Genomic DNA, 13534 nt, shown 5'->3' with positions numbered 1-13534 from the left:
AGGAGATAGGTGAGACCGTTGATCAGACGGCCGGTAGCACGCGGCGACGCGGGTGGTACCGCGGTCGGTGTCGGCGGTCTGCCTATCGGTACGGGACCGGCGGGCTCGGGTGGGCCGTCACCCGGGAGCGCCGCCAGTGCCGCCCGCTCCCATGAGACCAGCTGCGCCGAGAGCTCCGCCTACCCCGGCTGAGCCGAGTAGGGCGCCGCCGGTCCCGGCACCGCCGCCGGCCCCACCGCTGCCTGCGGTACCACCGGCGCCGGCGTCACCGCCGCCGCCGCCGATGCCCGGGGCGCCGTCGTCGGCGTGTTGGTCTGCGTTGCCCCCTTTGCCGCCGGCGCCGCCGTGGCCGCCATTCCCGCCCAGACCGCCGTCGCCGCCGCTTCCGCCCGATCCGCCGTCACCGCCCGTGCCCGTCAGCAGTCCGCCGTTGCCGCCTTTGCCGCCTACTCCGCCGACCCCACCGGCGCCGGCGCCGCCGCCGTCGCCGCCGTCGCCGCCGTCGCCGCCGTCGCCGCCGTGGCTGGTGGAGATGCCGCTTGACGAGGCGACGCCGCCCGCTCCGCCGTTGCCGCCGGCCCCGCCGATGTCGCCAGCACCGCCGCTGCCACCAATGCCGCCGGCGCCCCCGTTGCCACCGTTGCCGATGAGCAGACCGCCGTGACCTCCATTCCCGCCGGCCCCGCCGGTTCCGCCGTCGAGGCCGACCGCACCCGAGGCGCCAGCGCCGCCCATACCGCCATGGCCGCCGGTGGCGGTAGCCGCGTAATTGTCACTGGTGGCCGAGGCGTATCCGCCTTCACCACCGTTACCGCCGGCCCCGCCGTGGGCGCCGCCGGATGCCCCGGCGCCACCAGCGCCGCCCAAGGCCGCACCGGAACTCCCCGAGTCGCCCAAGAGATCTTGGACACCTGCCCCGCCACCAGTGCCGCCATCCCCGCCCGCAGCACCGGCACCGGCCAAGCCACCGCCGCCGCCGTCGCCGCCGTTAGCCGCAAGCATGTTGGCGGAGGTGCCGTTGGAGTAGGCCACCGCAGCGCCGCCGTTTCCGCCGCTACCGCCACCCACTCCCGGGCCACCGGACTGGCCGTCGGCCCCAATCCCGCCGCTTACTGCAAGGATGTCGCCGACCGCGGCATTTGGGCCGGCAGAGCTTCCATCGCCCGCCTGGGTGCCGGTGGGGGTGGGGTTGCTTCCATCGGCCCCGACCAGCCCGGTGCCGCCCTGCCCACCGTCGCCGCCGCTGCCGAACAGCAAAGCGCTGCCGCCGTCGCCGCCGCTGCCCGGGCTGCCGCCGTTGATCCCGGCCAGTGCCATCCCGCCGGTTCCGCCGGCACCGCCGTTGCCGTACAGCAGCCCCCCGTTGCCGCCGGAGCCGCCGGCCGCGCCGGCACCGCCTGCGCCACCGGTTCCGCCGCTACCCCACAAGCCGGCCGCGCCTCCGGCCCCACCAGCTTGGCCGGCGGCGCCGGCTGCGCCGCTACCGCCGTTGCCGTACAACAACCCTCCGGCGCCCCCGGCCTGGCCCGGCGCCGACCCATTGGCGCCGTCGCCGATGAGCGGGCGACCCAACAGCGCCTCGGTCGGCGCGTTGATCACGCTGAGTACCTGCTGCTCTAGCGTTTGCAACGGTGACGCGTTGACGGCCTCAGCACTGGCGTATGCCCGACTGGCGGTGGCGAGTGTGTGCACGAACTGTTCGTGAAACGTCGCCGCCTGGGCGCTGAGCTGTTGATAGTTGCGCGCGTGTGCGCCGAACAGTGCTGCGATCTGAATTGACACCTCGTCGACGGCCGCGGCAAGCACACCGGTTGTGGGAGTGGCCGCCGCGACGTTCGCGTCCGTGATTACCGACCCCAGCCTGACCAGATTCCGCGCTGAGCTTGCCAGGTGCTCTGGCGAAGCGATCAGATAAGACATCGGCAATCTCCCGCCCCTAGCCGGCGGCAGTGCACAGATCAGCCACTCGCCGCCTGTTTGGAATGGATTGGAGATTACGCGGTGGTACTCAAAATATCCGCGGTTTCCGCCGAAGCGTTCACGCGACAGCGGCTACACCCAGTAGGGCACCCGCGCGCGGTATTGCCGCATCGCGAACGCCGCCAGCACCCAGCCGACGATCGTCAGTGCGATCACCACCAGCCAGTGCCTCAGCTCTTGATGGGCACCCAGCAATGGCGCGCGCACGATGTCGAGGTAGTGCAGCAGGGGATTGAGTTCGACGATGCGTGCCCACCGACCCGCGCCCTGGCGGTGCAGGGTCTCGTCGTTCCAGATGATCGGCGTCATGAAGAACAGCAGCTGCACCAGCGAATTGAGCAGCGGTGCGATGTCGCGATAGCGGGTCGCCAGGATGCCGAAACATATTGACACCCATACACAATTGAGCACGATCAACCCCAGCGCCGGCAGTACCGACAGGTCCGCCCAGGACCACGGCTTGGGAAAGATGATCGCGACGACGAAGTAGATCACGATGTTGTGGGCGAAAAAGATCATCTGCCGCCAAACCAGCCGGTAGACGTGCACGCTCAACGGTGCCGGCAGCTGTTTGATCAAGCCTTCGTTGGAGACGAAGACGTCGGCGCCGTCCAGGATGGCCGCGTTGATCAGGTTCCAGATGATCAGCCCCAGGGTGACGTAGGGCAGATGTGCGGACAGCTCGAGGTGGAAGAGCTTGGAGTACAGCCCGCCCATCGCCAGGGCGGTGGTGCCGGTCGCGATGGTGATCCAGAACGGTCCCAGCACCGATCTGCGGTAGCGCTGTTTGATGTCCTGCCAGCCCAGGTGCAGCCACAGTTCGTGGCGCCGAAAGCCCTCCAGCAGGTCACCCCGGGCGCGGGCGAACGTCCTGGACTGGGCCGCCGCGTCGATGAACGTCATGTGGATCCTCCAAGATCGGGCTTTCCGAACTTCTCGTGACGCCCCAAGCGGCGCAACCGAATCCACTCCTGCAGACCCTTCGGGTCGTGGCGGGTCACCAGGAAGAACCAGCCGAACCTCAGCCACTCCTGGGGCAGCAACTTACGCAGGCCGGGCTGAGACAGCACGTAGCCGCGGTTGCGGTAGGTGAAGAACCGTTTGCCGGGGTCGTCAGGGTATTGGGTGTGCATCCGGCCGCCGAGGATCGGTTTGAACTCGTCCGACCCGCACGGGTGCAGATAGGCCGTGTCCAGGCAGGTTCCGAAGGGTAGGCCGGACCGAACCAGCCGGCGGTGGATCTCCACCTCGTCACCCCGGATGAAAAGCCTCAGGTCCGGGACGCCGATCGCTTCCAGCGTCGACGCGCGGAACAGCGCTCCGTTGAACAGCGAGGCTATCCCCGCCAGCAACTCCTGGCCCGCCTCGGTGCGCAATTCGCTGGCGTGCCTGCGCCACACCAGGCCACGCCGCAACGGAAAGGCCAGGCGCTGCGGGTCGTCCATGTTGCAGACGATCGGTGACACTTCGGCCAGCCCGTACTTTTCGGCGCATGCCAACAGGGTCGCCAATACGCCGGTGTCCCGGGGGCGTCCGTCGTCGTCGGCCAGCCACACCCAGTCGGCCCCCAGTGCCAGCGCGTGCAACATGCCGAGCGCGAAACCGCCCGCGCCGCCGAGGTTTCGACGTGACTTCAAGTAGGTAGTGGGGATCGGTTGTCCCGCAACAAGATCGCCAACCCGGTTGGCGCCGGAGCCCTCGGCAGCGTCGTTGTCGACCACGATCAGGTGATCGGGCAACCTGGTCTGAGTGCTCAGCACGTCCAGTGACTTGGCCAGCTCATCGGGGCGCCGGTGGGTGACCACGACGGCGATGACGGTGTCACTCATCCCCGGAAGCTTTGTGCGCCAGCGGCTGTTGAGCGATGTTGTCACGCTGCGTTTCGGCCAGCACGTCTCGGACATGCCGGGCCGCGTCTTCGCCCTCATAGGCCCGCACGACGTCCTCGATACCGCCGCTGAGCTTGATCTCGCCGTGGTCGATCCACATCGCCGTCTTGCACAGCCGCGCCAGGAACTCGTTGGAATGGCTTGCGAACACCAGGATTCCGGAACGCTCGACCAGGCCCTGCAGCCGGGATTGGGCCTTTTTGAGGAACTCGGCGTCCACCGCGCCAATGCCTTCGTCAAGCAGCAGGATTTCCGGGTCGATGCTGGTCACCACGCCCATGGCCAGCCGGACGCGCATGCCGGTGGAATAGGTGCGCAATGGCATGGACAGGTAGTCGCCCAGTTCGGTGAATTCGGCGATTTCGTCGACCTTGGCCAGCATCTGTTTGCGGGTCTGTCCCAGGAACAAGCCGCGGATGATGATGTTCTCGTAGCCGGAGATCTCGGGGTCCATGCCGATCCCCAGGTCGAAGACCGGCGCCACACGGCCGGTGACTTTGGCCAGACCGCGGGTCGGCTCGTAGATGCCGGACAACAAGCGCAGCAGCGTGGATTTCCCGGCCCCGTTGTGGCCGACCAAGCCGACCCGGTCGCCGTGTTCGAGGGACATGGTGATGTCGCGCAACGCCTCGATGACGACGACATTGGAGCTGTTGCGGCCGATGGAACCGCCGGCCTTGCCCAGAAAGGCTTTCTTCAGCGATCGCGACTTGGCATCGAAGATGGGGAATTCGACCCACGCGTCGCGGGTTTCGATCCGTGGCGCCTCAGACACGGTCTAGAGGTACTGTCCGGTGCCGTGACCGTGAGGTCCCGGTTTGCCGATGCCTGGGGGCAGCGCGCCCTGGCGCATCTGTTCCAGCTGCGCACGGGCGGCCATCTGTTGGGCGAACAGGGCGGTCTGGATGCCATGGAACAGCCCTTCCAGCCATCCGACCAGTTGCGCCTGTGCGATGCGCAACTCCGCGTCCGACGGCGCGGCGTCCTCGTTGAACGGCAGGGTCAGCCGGTCGAGTTCTTCGCGCAGCTCCGGTGCCAGGCCTTCTTCAAGCTCTTGGATGCTGGTGGCGTGGATGTCGCGTAACCGGTTGCGGCTGGCTTCGTCTAGCGGTGCGGCCCGGACCTCTTCGAGCAGTTGCTTGATCATGGTGCCGATGCGCATCACCTTGGCAGGCTGTTCAACCAGGTCGGTCAATAAGCGCTCGTCGGAGTCTTCGTCGGTTACCGCCATGAGCCTCGGGTCGATGCCACCGATGACCTCGACGTCCTCGGCCTCCGGGTCATCGTTGCCGGTACTCAATCCAGTCACCATCCTCTTACGTACCTACTTGGAGTGCGTCTGTGCGGTCTTGCCGCGCCACTCGTAAATTCGGGCTCCACCGTTGTCGTAAATCTTCTTCCACGACGGGGAATTCTCCAGAGAGACTATCCCGTCGGGAACGGCGAACCCTCTGACCGTCGGGCTGCTGGTCAGGATGTAGCGAATATCGAGTGCCTTGATCGACTCGACTACCCGGGGATCGGAATCGCCTCTACCTGCGTAGGCCCAGAAAATGAACCGGTGATATCCCGGCCCCTGCTGCACGGGATAGTCGTAGTGGGTCCACAACGGATGCAGACCCGCCACGGCATACATCCAGGCGGTGCCGTCGGTGTTGGCATTGCCGATCATGGTGTCGCGCGCGCCGGGAAGGGTGGCCAGGTACGCCATGGCGTCGAGGTCCTTCTGGTCGATCATCACCGAGTCGTACTTGTCGCCGAACAGGAACCGATGGCGCGGAAAGTAGTGCCAGGTGCTGACTAGGCAGACCCCCAGCAGTAGTGCCACGGTGACCGAGACCCAGAACGGTTGGGGCAGTGGCCGGAATCGATTCGTGAGGCCCCGCGCCGCCGTCACCACCAGCGTGACGATCCAGAACAAAGCCACGCCGGCCATCAGCATCAGCAGCAGCGTGGTGGCGGCGGCGATGCGGCGTGGATCGTTGTAGAAGAACTCGCCGAGCGACCCGGCCACCGTGTCGATCGGACCGCCCAAGGGGGTTCCCGCGTTGACGTTCATGACGACCAGCAGCAGCCACACCGCCAGTGGCCACCAAATCTTTTTGATCAGCAGAATGAACCCGCCGATCGCGGCCAGTGCAATCAGCGCGTATTGCACCGGGAAGTCGTTGAGATGGCGCGAATGCTGGAACACCGCATCGAACACGCCCCGCTTCTTGCTCAGGTAGGTGAGAAACGAGTGCCCGGCGATGATGTCTTCCTGCTGTTCCACGCTGATGAACTGCGGCAACATGATCAACCCGGAGATCGCGGCCACCCCCGCCAGCGTCGCCAGATCGGCCAGCCGGCCCCGCGCCGGATGCCACAGCGCCTCGAACAACCACCAGGCTGCGACCAAGAGCACCACCACCATGCCGCCCGCGATGTGCACCGACAGCACCCCCACCAGTGCCAGCACCGCTATCGGAATGCGGTCGCGGTGCCGCGGCGTCGAGGTGATCAACACCATGGCGGGTACCGCGACGCCGTAGGAGGCCAGATTGGGCATGGCCGCGGTGCCGAACTCCACGTAGGGCAGCGCGGTGAACGATGCGGACAGTGCCGCTGCGGTCGCCGCGGAGCCCGCGGTGCGCCATTCCGTCAGGTGGCCGCGCATCGCGCGCCAGGTCAGCGTTGCCGCGCTGACCGGAAACAGCCAGATCGCGGCGGCCAGCGAGTTCAGTGTGTAGCCGGTGGTGGGCGCCGCGCCGGTGAGTTGGCAGAACACCGTGGTCAGGCCATGAAACACCGAGGGGTAGTACAACAGCGCATGGGTTTCGACGTTGCGCAGCTCGCCCATGTGGGTAGGGGAGGCTTGGCCGGTGTCGAGAATGAAGCGCACGGTGTTGGCGTGCCAGACCGCGTCCCAGGTGCTGGGGATGGACTGCCAGTGCGGGATGCCTCGGTAGGCCGCCCAGGCAATGAACAGCGTCCCCAGCGCCACGCCCGCCGCGACGGTGAGCGCCGGGCCGCGGCTGACACCGCGGGCCTCTGCCTCCTTGTCGCGGCAGCGGCCGAGTAGCAGCTGGAAACCAGTTACCGCCGCGGCCACGCCGGCCAGCGCCAGCAGTGCTGTCCAGCCGTTCCACGGGATCCCGAGCGCGCCGTAGGGGACGATCGCCAGTGCGATCACGCCGTAGGTCAGCGGCGGGCCCACCGCGATAGCGATCGGCCAACTGAGCTGCGCGATACGTGCGATGAGGGTCCCCGGTGCGATCAGCAGGATCAATGCGATCAGCGTTCCGAACCACAAGGTCACTCGACTAGTATGGCGGGGCCGGGTGACCTGGCTCCGGAAGCCGGAACGGTTGGAATGTCTGGAACGATCCGGGCCACCCGCTACACGTCACCAATCCGCGTGAGTGGCTAGATTCTCTAAGGTGGCAGGCATGGCATATGACGTCGCCCGGGTGCGCGGACTGCACCCGTCCTTGGGCGACGGGTGGGTGCATTTCGATGCACCCACCGGCATGCTCATTCCCGATTCCGTCGCGACCACTGTGTCCACGGCCTTCCGGCGTTCGGCCGCCAGCACCGCGGGCGCGCATCCGTCCGCCCGGCGCAGCGCCGCCGTGCTGCAAACGGCACGGGAGGCGGTGGCCGATCTGGTCAACGCCGACCCGGCCGGTGTGGTGCTGGGCGCCGACCGTGCCGTGCTGTTGTCGGCGCTGGCCGAGGCGTCGTCGTCACGCGCGGGGCTGGGGTACGAGGTGATCGTCAGCCGCCTCGACGACGAAGCCAACATCGCCCCCTGGCTGCGCGCCGCCCACCGCTACGGGGCCAAGGTGAAGTGGGCCGAGGTCGACATCGAGACCGGTGAGCTACCGACCTGGCAATGGGAGAGCCTGATCAGCAAGTCGACCCGGCTGGTCGCCGTCACCTCGGCTTCGGGAACCCTGGGCGCGGTCACCGATCTGCGGGCGATGACCAAGCTGGTTCACGACATCGGCGGCCTGGTCGTGGTTGACCATTCCGCTGCGGCGCCCTACCGGCTTTTCGACATCAAGGAGACCGAGGCCGACGTGGTCGCGATGAACGCGGTCGGCTGGGGCGGTCCGCCCATCGGGGCGATGGTCTTTCGGGAACCGGCTCTCATGCACAGCTTCAGCTCGGTGTCGACCGATCCGCACGCGACCGGCCCGGAACGGCTGGAGACCGGTTTACACCAATTCGGATTCCTGGCCGGTGTGGTCGCCAGCATCGAATACCTCGCCTCGCTCGACGAGTCGGCGCGCGGAACCCGGCGCGAGCGCCTGTCGGTATCGATGCAGTCCGCGTCGGCCTACTTGAACCGGATCTTCGACTACCTGATGGTCTCGCTGCGGTCGCTGCCGCTGGTGATGCTGATCGGCCGACCGGAGGCGCGGATACCGGTGGTCAGCTTCGCGCTGCAGGACGTGCCGGCCGACCGGGTGGTGCAGCGCTTGGCCGACAACGGCATCCTGGCGGTTTCCAACTCCAGTTCGCGGGTTTTCGATGTGTTGGGCGTCAACGATGTCGGCGGCGCGGTGACCGTCGGGCTGGCCCACTATTCGACGATGGCCGAAGTGGACCAGCTGGTGCGTGCGCTGGCCTCGTTGGGCTGAGCCCGGGGGTTGGGGGTTTCCCGACGGCCTACGTCCCGGCTAGCCGTCGACGGTGAGCAGGATCTTTCCGTAGCTCTGACCTGACAGCAGCAGTTGATGCGCCTTTGCCGCCTGCTGAATGGGCAGTCGGGAGCCGATGATGGGCCGCACCCGGTTGCTGGCGATCATCGGCCACACCGAGGCTGTCACGGCCTGGGCGATCACGGCCTTGCCGTTCGGACCCTGCAGCGGCCGGGCCCGCAGCGTGGTGCCGATGACGCGAGCACGTTTGGTCAGCAGTTTGCCCAGGTTGAGTTCCGCTTTGATCCCGCCCTGCATGCCGATGATCACCAGCTGTCCGTCCACGGCCAGCGCGTCGACGTTGCGGTCCAGGTAGGCCGCGCCCATGATGTCGAGGATCACGTCGGCACCCGAACCGTCGGTCTCTTGCTTCAGGCGCGCCACGAAGTCCTCGTCGCGGTAATTGATGGTGATCTGGGCTCCCAGATCGCGACACAGCTGCAGCTTCTCGGACGACCCCGCGGTGACCGCCACGCGGGCGCCCAACGCGGTGCAGACCTGGATCGCGTGGCTGCCGATGCCGCTGGCGCCACCGTGAATCAGCACCAGCTGACCCGGCCCCAGGTGCGCGGTCATCACCAGGTTCGACCACACCGTGCAGGCGACCTCGGGCAGCGCCGCGGCGTCGATCAGGCTGACCCCGGGCGGCATCGGTAGCACCTGGCCGGCCGGAACGGCCACGTACTCGGCGTAGCCACCACCGGCCAGCAGTGCGCAAACCTCTTGCCCGGCAGACCATTCCGTGACACCGTCGCCGATATCGGTGATGGTGCCGCTGACTTCCATGCCGATGATCTCGCTGGCTCCCGGCGGCGGGGGATACTTGCCGGCGGCCTGCAAGACGTCCGCGCGGTTGACGCCGGCGGCGGCGACCTTGATGACTACCTCGCCGGCCCCGGCCGTGACATCGGGTACTTGCTGCCAAACCAGATGATCCGCGGATTCGGCGACGATGGCGTGCACGAACGCCACGCTACTACCTCCGAATCGGGCCCAGTTACCCTTAGCAGCGGTGGCGTGGCAGAGCGGCCTAATGCACTCGCCTTGAAAGCGAGAGACGGCTAAAACCGTCCGGGGGTTCAAATCCCTCCGCCACCGCCATGTGATCAATCGAGCAGCAGCCCGGTAGCAGCTCAGTAGCAAGGCGCCCGGACCGCACGTCCGCGCGGTGAGCGGCCGGCTGGCACAGCCCGCACGTGCCGTGGCGACTTTGCCAGCCGAGGATTTTCGTGAGCAAGATCGACCCCCGGCAAGTTTTCGGCAGTGCCTTTGAGTATTCGCATCTACGCATTCTTGTTTGAGCATTCGCGGCTGGGTATTCGCAACCGAGTATTCGCATTTTGGCATCTTCCGGAGCCCCGTAACTTCCGGATCAAAGCCCCGACTATGAGGTCAGTTGCTGTCACGAAAGACTGGAAACTGGAGGGTATTTCGTATAGAAAGTGGTGGCAGAAGTCGGCCGCTGCACTGCCGCGCATTTGGCTACTAATGAGACCCCTCCGGGAAAGAGAGAGCATTAGTGAATTTCTTGGTAGATCCGCCGGAATTAACGTCGGCGCGAATTTATTCCGGTCCGGGTTCGGGGCAGATGTTCTCGGCCGCGCAGGCCTGGGATGGGTTAGCTGCGGAGTTACGCCTGGCGGCGTCCTCGTTCGAGTCGGTGACCGCAAACCTGGTGGCTGGGGCCTGGCAGGGCGCGTCGGCGACGGCGATGGCGGCGGTAGCTACCCCCCATGCGCGACTGTTGCAGGGCCTGGCGGGCCAGGTCGAACAGGCCGCCGCCCAGGCCCGGGTAGTGGCAAGCGCCTTTGAGGCGGTGCGCGCTGCCACGGTGCATCCGGCCTTGGTCGCGGCCAACCGCGCTCAGTTTGTGTCGCTGGCGCTCTCGAACATCTTCGGGCAGAACGCGCCCGCGATCGCGGCGGTTGAGACGGACTACGAGGACATGTGGGCGCAGGACGTGACCGCGATGGTCGGTTATCACTCGACCAGCTCGGCGGCCGCCGAACAGTTGACCCCGTTTCATCGGATGTTGGCGGGCCTGTCTGGCCGGTCGGTCAGCTCGGCGGTGGCTGGCGGTCGCCTCGGCGGCTTTGTCATCCCGGGCCTGTCCATCGGCAACCGTGGCCTGCTGAACCTCGGTCTCGGTAACACCGGGAACCTGAACCTGGGCTGGGGTAACGCCGGCAACCTGAACCTCGGCAGCGGAAACACCGGTGGAATCAACCTGGGCAGCGGCAACACCGGTAGTTTCAACCCGGGTTGGGGAAACGCGGGCAAGCTCAACCTGGGCAGCGGCAATATCGGCAACATGAATCTGGGTAGCGGTAACACCGGGATTCTGAATGTGGGTAGCGGCAACATCGGAGATTTCAACCTGGGCAGCGGCAATATCGGCAACCTCAACCTGGGTAGCGGCAATATCGGCAAGGGCAACTTTGGGATTGGGAATACCGGCAACTTCAATCTCGGCGGCGGTAACACCGGCGGTCACAATTTCGGTAGCGGCAACACTGGCGGTCACAATTTCGGTCACGGCAACAGCGGCAACCACAACGTAGGCGGCGGAAACTACGGAAATTCGAATTTTGGCAGCGGGAATATCGGTTCCGGAAACTTCGGCTTCGGGAACTCCGGCAACAACAATATTGGCTTTGGCAACAGCGGCAACAACAATATCGGGTTCGGTCTGACCGGAGATGGTCAGATAGGCATCGGCGGCCTGAACTCGGGCTCCGGAAATATTGGTTTCGGGAACTCGGGCAACAACAATATCGGCTTCTTCAACTCGGGTGACAATAATGTCGGCTTCCTGAATTCGGGCAGTGAGAACAAGGGCTTCATCAACTCGGGCCTTGGCACGGGTCGAGGTCCGAACTTGAGTGCGGGCATCGGAAATTCCGGCGACCTCAACACGGGCCTGTTCAACTCGGGTGGGTCGAGCGCGACTACCAACACCGGTTGGTTCAACTCGGGCTCCCACAACACGGGCATCGGAAACTCCGGCGACACCAATACGGGTTTCTTCAACTCCGGGAACCTCAATACGGGCTTGTTCAACTCGGGTGACGTCAACACGGGGCTCTTCAATTCGGGGAACAACAACTTCGCCGCCTTCAATGCCGGCAGCACGAACACCGGCAGCTTCAATGCGGGAAGCTCGAACACACTGGCCTTTAACTCGGGCGACTCGAACACCGGTTACGCAGGGTCGGGTAACTACAATACGGGGGGTTTCAACTCGGGGGCCAGTAACACGGGATTTTTCGACTCCGGGGATCTCAATACTGGCATCGGCAGTCCAGTTGATCAGAACGTCGCGAATTCGGGATTCATGAACACGGGTACCGGAAACTCGGGAATCAGGGGAACCGGTGACTATAACTCCGGATTCGCTAATAGGGGAACCTATAACTCGGGTGCTGACAGTGCCGGGCACGAGGCCGGGATGACCAGCAATTCGGGCGTTCTGAACATTGGAAGCAACAATGCGGGATTCCTGAACTATGGCAACTATAATTCCGGATTCAGAAACACCGTCTACCCATCGGGAACGCCCGTTGGTAATACCTCTGGATTTGTCAACGTGGGAGCGGTCAATTCGGGATTCTTCAGTACCGGTACCGGCGATTCCGGTTTCGGGCAATTAGCTGATTATTCCTCGGGCGTGCTCAACGCCAAGGACTACATATCAGGTTACTTCCACTAAAATTCGCGGGCCCCGATCGGCGACATTACTCGACGGTTTTCGGGGGAATCTCAGCGGTGATGGCATTCTTGAGGGCGACGTAGCGTTTGGCGTCGGGATCCCTGCCGGGCTTTCCGCTGTTGATGAGGCCGACCGATAGTCCGCGGTCAGGGTCGGCCCAGGTGGCGATATTGACCAGCCCGAGATGTCCGAAGGCCGCCGGTGCATTTCGGCCGAACGGTCCGAATCTGTTTGAACCCAACATGAATCCGGTTCCCCAGCGCAGGGGAGCGAGTCCCGTCGCGAAATCGGGCCGCAGACGCCGGCATTCTGTGGCCGCGCTGCGCACCGTTTCGGGCGCCATGATCCGAACCCCGTCGAGTTCGCCACCGCGGCGCAGGATCTCCATGAAACGGGACAGCTCGTTGGCGGTCGACACCGTGTTGGACGACGGGATGATGGTGCGCAGGAACAGCGGCTTGTTGGTGTAGGGGATGACCTCGTGCACGGTGCCGCCGATCGCCTTGCGGAACGCCGCGGCGATCACCGGGGGCAACGGTCGCCCGGTGGCGTGGCTGGGCGCCACCAGCGGGAGGTCCTCCTCGGCGACGCCGAAGTTGGTCCAGCGAAAGCCCAGCGGGTCGAGGATCTCGGTGGCAAGGATGTCGCGAATCTCCTTGCCGGTGGTGGCCCAGATGATCTCGCGCATCAACGGTCCCCAGGTCAGCGCGTGGTAGATGTGCACCAGCCCCGGCGGGTAGAGCGGCCGCAGCTCGCCCAGCTTGCGTGCGGCGTACTCGTGGTCGTCGGCCCGGGTGACGTCGGGGCGGGGCCCGGTGGGGAAGGGGACACCGGCGCTGTGGGTCAGCACGTGCCGGATGGTGGTGCGGTCTTTGCCGTGGCTGGTGTAGCTGGGTATGTACTCGCAGACGCGGTCATCGAGCGAGAAGTGCCCGCGCTCGGCCAGCATGTGCGCGACCGTGGCGGTGATGGCCTTGGCCGAGGAATACGTACAGAACGGTGTATCGGTGCTGACCGGGATTTTCGCGGCGTCGGGCGCATCGCTGGGTGCGTTACCCCAGCCGTGGCCAATCGCCCGGTTGAGCACCACCCGGCCGTTGTGCCTGATGCACAACTGGATCGCCGGATGCATCCCGGCTTGGTACCAGTACCGAGCGGCCTGCCAGATCCGCTCGATAGCCGCACTGTCGATTTCGGAGTGATCTTCCGCACCGAGCGCCGTGACGGCGTCAAGGTCGGCCGGGACTCGAATCCTGCCGTCTTCGGTCATA

10 protein-coding genes and 1 tRNA gene are annotated in these 13534 nt (G+C 65.6%); 3 read left to right on the top strand and 8 right to left on the bottom strand.

What is annotated here, in order from left to right; all coding sequences use genetic code 11:
- Nucleotides 1-117: 117 nt before the first annotated feature.
- The 6 genes from CCUG20998_RS26665 to CCUG20998_RS26640 all read right to left on the bottom strand — a co-directional run bounded on the left by CCUG20998_RS26665 (nucleotide 118) and on the right by CCUG20998_RS26640 (nucleotide 7167).
- A complete protein-coding gene (locus CCUG20998_RS26665) occupies nucleotides 118-1920 on the bottom strand; it encodes a PE family protein (RefSeq protein ID WP_050674647.1) in 1803 nt (600 codons plus the stop codon).
- A 132-nt stretch (nucleotides 1921-2052) separates the two neighbouring features.
- A complete protein-coding gene (gene wzm, locus CCUG20998_RS26660; protein WP_020731047.1) occupies nucleotides 2053-2883 on the bottom strand; it encodes a galactan export ABC transporter permease subunit Wzm/RfbD in 831 nt (276 codons plus the stop codon).
- Nucleotides 2880-3809 (bottom strand): galactofuranosyltransferase GlfT1, encoded by a 930-nt coding sequence (gene glfT1 / locus CCUG20998_RS26655; RefSeq protein WP_020731046.1) that lies wholly within the window; start codon nucleotides 3807-3809, stop codon nucleotides 2880-2882. The genes wzm and glfT1 overlap by 4 nt, the downstream gene beginning before the upstream one ends.
- Entirely contained in the window at nucleotides 3802-4644 is an 843-nt protein-coding gene (wzt, locus tag CCUG20998_RS26650) for a galactan export ABC transporter ATP-binding subunit Wzt/RfbE (RefSeq protein WP_020731045.1), read from the bottom strand. Before wzt ends, glfT1 begins: the two co-directional genes overlap by 8 nt.
- Nucleotides 4645-4647: 3 nt before the next feature.
- Entirely contained in the window at nucleotides 4648-5181 is a 534-nt protein-coding gene (locus tag CCUG20998_RS26645; RefSeq protein ID WP_020731044.1) for a bacterial proteasome activator family protein, read from the bottom strand.
- Nucleotides 5182-5193: 12 nt separating this feature from the next.
- On the bottom strand, nucleotides 5194-7167 hold the full coding sequence (locus CCUG20998_RS26640) for a DUF6541 family protein (RefSeq protein WP_020731043.1): 1974 nt from the start codon (nucleotides 7165-7167) through the stop codon (nucleotides 5194-5196).
- A gap of 130 nt (nucleotides 7168-7297) precedes the next feature.
- Here CCUG20998_RS26640 and CCUG20998_RS26635 point away from each other — a divergent pair, with 130 nt between their 5' ends.
- Nucleotides 7298-8494, top strand: coding sequence for a cysteine desulfurase-like protein (locus CCUG20998_RS26635; RefSeq protein WP_020731042.1), 1197 nt, complete (start codon nucleotides 7298-7300; stop codon nucleotides 8492-8494).
- A gap of 39 nt (nucleotides 8495-8533) precedes the next feature.
- Here the strand turns inward: CCUG20998_RS26635 and CCUG20998_RS26630 are convergent, their stop codons facing one another.
- A complete protein-coding gene (locus CCUG20998_RS26630) occupies nucleotides 8534-9526 on the bottom strand; it encodes an NAD(P)H-quinone oxidoreductase (protein WP_020731041.1) in 993 nt (330 codons plus the stop codon).
- Nucleotides 9527-9565: 39 nt separating this feature from the next.
- On the opposite strand from CCUG20998_RS26630, the gene CCUG20998_RS26625 reads away from it, so the two are divergent.
- Together CCUG20998_RS26625 and CCUG20998_RS26620 are read left to right on the top strand one after the other, a co-directional pair.
- Nucleotides 9566-9655 (top strand) — tRNA-Ser (locus CCUG20998_RS26625).
- A 418-nt stretch (nucleotides 9656-10073) separates the two neighbouring features.
- Nucleotides 10074-12263: a PPE family protein gene (locus tag CCUG20998_RS26620; RefSeq protein ID WP_036456786.1), complete on the top strand. Its 2190-nt coding sequence runs from the start codon at nucleotides 10074-10076 to the stop codon at nucleotides 12261-12263.
- 25 nt (nucleotides 12264-12288) lie between these two features.
- On the opposite strand, the gene lipE is transcribed toward CCUG20998_RS26620, so the two are convergent.
- Nucleotides 12289-13533 (bottom strand): lipase LipE, encoded by a 1245-nt coding sequence (lipE, locus tag CCUG20998_RS26615; protein ID WP_020731039.1) that lies wholly within the window; start codon nucleotides 13531-13533, stop codon nucleotides 12289-12291.
- Nucleotide 13534: the final 1 nt, after the last annotated feature.

It is taken from the genome of Mycobacterium marinum (assembly GCF_003391395.1).
In the GTDB taxonomy this organism is placed as follows: Bacteria; Actinomycetota; Actinomycetes; order Mycobacteriales; family Mycobacteriaceae; genus Mycobacterium; species Mycobacterium marinum.
This window is presented reverse-complemented; position numbering and strand designations above follow the sequence as displayed.